The organism is Paenibacillus lacisoli (genome assembly GCF_030580655.1).
Taxonomy (GTDB): domain Bacteria; phylum Bacillota; class Bacilli; order Paenibacillales; family Paenibacillaceae; genus Paenibacillus; species Paenibacillus lacisoli.
Genome location: NZ_JAUQTB010000035.1, coordinates 1 through 1,900, shown reverse-complemented (window position 1 = coordinate 1,900; position 1,900 = coordinate 1). Strand labels below are relative to the sequence as shown.

The following is a 1,900-nucleotide window of genomic DNA, read 5'->3' as shown; positions in this document are numbered from 1 at the left end:
TCACTCGTCCCCTCGTTTGTTTTCATTTTATTTCATACGAGGGTGTTTATCGACTGCATTTTTATCGTAGCACTCCATTAGATATTATGATGGAAAAGGTAATTCATATCAGATTAATTTTGGTTATAAAAATGCGAGTGATGCATTACATGGAGGACCGTATTTTAAAGCTACTGTAGGTAATGAGATATCACGAGTACCCTTAATAAGATAGAGGAGTTTACACTATGAATAAAAAAGATTTGCTTCAATTCTTAACCTTTATTGCTGAGGAAGATGCTCAAATCAGTACTATTGTTAGTTTTTTCACTAATCAATTAGGCTATGATATAAATATTATAAAAAAAATAGTTAATTATGGCGTTCAGATGAATATATTGCAAGTTATCGAAAATGAAGACGAACATAAAAATATAAATTTTCTACAGAGTAAGGAATTGGGCGAAATTGATTGGTCTGTTTCAAATGTTAAAAATGAAATATACTATACTGATTTTGAATATTTTAGGGAAAAATTATTTACTTCTAACCCTAAAATACCACATGAGTTTATGTGTTTTATTACTGAATAATATTTTTGAAGTGATGAAGTAATTTAATAATTATAACCGAAAGATTCTACTGCTTTAAGAACAGTAAGATTGCCTATGTTAGATTCAATTAAAAGAAAGTGATGGAGATATAATAACCTTGATTGGCTTTATGCCTTTCAAGGTTTTCTTTAAATGGAAAATGAATAGGATATTAAAGGGGGGGATAGCATTGGATAAACTAAATGACAAACTAAAAAAATAAACAATGAAATATCTAAGGGACTTAATGATTTTCCTCTAATGAATACAAGTTACTGATCATTGGCAGCCCAAATTTAACGTATTACCATGATCTGGAGATTTATTTTTGTGTTGTGGATCTGATTTACTGCCCTACAAATCTATCCTCATTAAAAAGAATAAGGATTGGAACCTATGAAGAGAGAAGAAAGTTTAACAATGAAATTGATTAAGGTGATCTTTTAATCTTTTTAGAAGATAGTTGGGGAAAACAATTTTTTATTTCCTGTAAAGACATCAATTATAAAATCGAGAGGGTCTTCCACCACATTTCTTAAAGCTTTTTGTTATTTGGAATTGGTCTGGAAACAGTAGTTACAAATTTCTAAGAGTAATGTCATTACGGTTATCCCGAGATAGGAGGAGTTTAAATGGATCTTGGGGAACAGGAATTTTTCAAAACGACGAGGTGTTGGATTGGATCAATGAATTAGTGGAGCATAGTAGTATCTATCCCTAGTTAATCTACAATCGACCTATGCAATTCGACACGACCATCTGGATTTTGATGAAGCTTCTCAGGCAATGGGCGCTGCTGAAGTGATAGCAGCCCACAGGGTCAGCCAGGAGCTGAATTGAACACTTGAACGAGCGAAGTCGAAAATTTACAAAAATGGTTACACAAACACACGGATAAGCACTTTTCTTAGCCAAGATGGCAGGGGATGCAGTAAGGAAAATTAAGCGATCCTTTGAATTCAGAGAGGAATGGGCAAACCGACCTACATCCAGAGTGGTCGAGAAAGTTGAGGATCTGGAAAAGCGCCTTAAACTTTTCTTGATTAATTGAAATTCAAAAAGCCGTAATCGGGTGGAAACCTGGATTGTGGCTTCATTTATATACGCCCTCCTTTAATTTAAATAAAATTTTAAACTGACGACAACGTACATTAACGACGGCTAAGGACGGCTGAGCAAGCTGACCCTGTCTTCGGGCGGTTTTTACCAAAAACGTATACGTACGGCTATGACAACAACGACAACATCACCAGCCGCAGCGATGGAGAGAGTAGCGGGGAGTTTACCTACGATTCCCTAAACCGGATCCTCACCAGCTCGGAAGGCCA

At 35.2% G+C, this 1,900-nt stretch carries 2 protein-coding genes; both read left to right on the top strand.

The annotated features are described in order from the left end of the window. Positions 1-227 precede the first annotated feature (227 nt). Positions 228-572, top strand: a complete 345-nt coding sequence (locus tag Q5741_RS21410) for a hypothetical protein (protein WP_305026137.1) — start codon at positions 228-230, stop codon at positions 570-572. Between the two features lie 595 nt (positions 573-1,167). Continuing rightward, a complete protein-coding gene (locus Q5741_RS21735) occupies positions 1,168-1,293 on the top strand; it encodes a DUF4259 domain-containing protein (protein WP_407074403.1) in 126 nt (41 codons plus the stop codon). Positions 1,294-1,900 lie beyond the last annotated feature (607 nt).

Excerpts from the sequence above, each read along its gene's own strand:
- Q5741_RS21410 (WP_305026137.1), top strand. The coding sequence starts at position 228 with ATGAATAAAAAAGATTTGCTTCAATTCTTAACCTTTATTGCTGAGGAA.
- Q5741_RS21735 (WP_407074403.1), top strand. The coding sequence starts at position 1,168 with ATGTCATTACGGTTATCCCGAGATAGGAGGAGTTTAAATGGATCTTGG.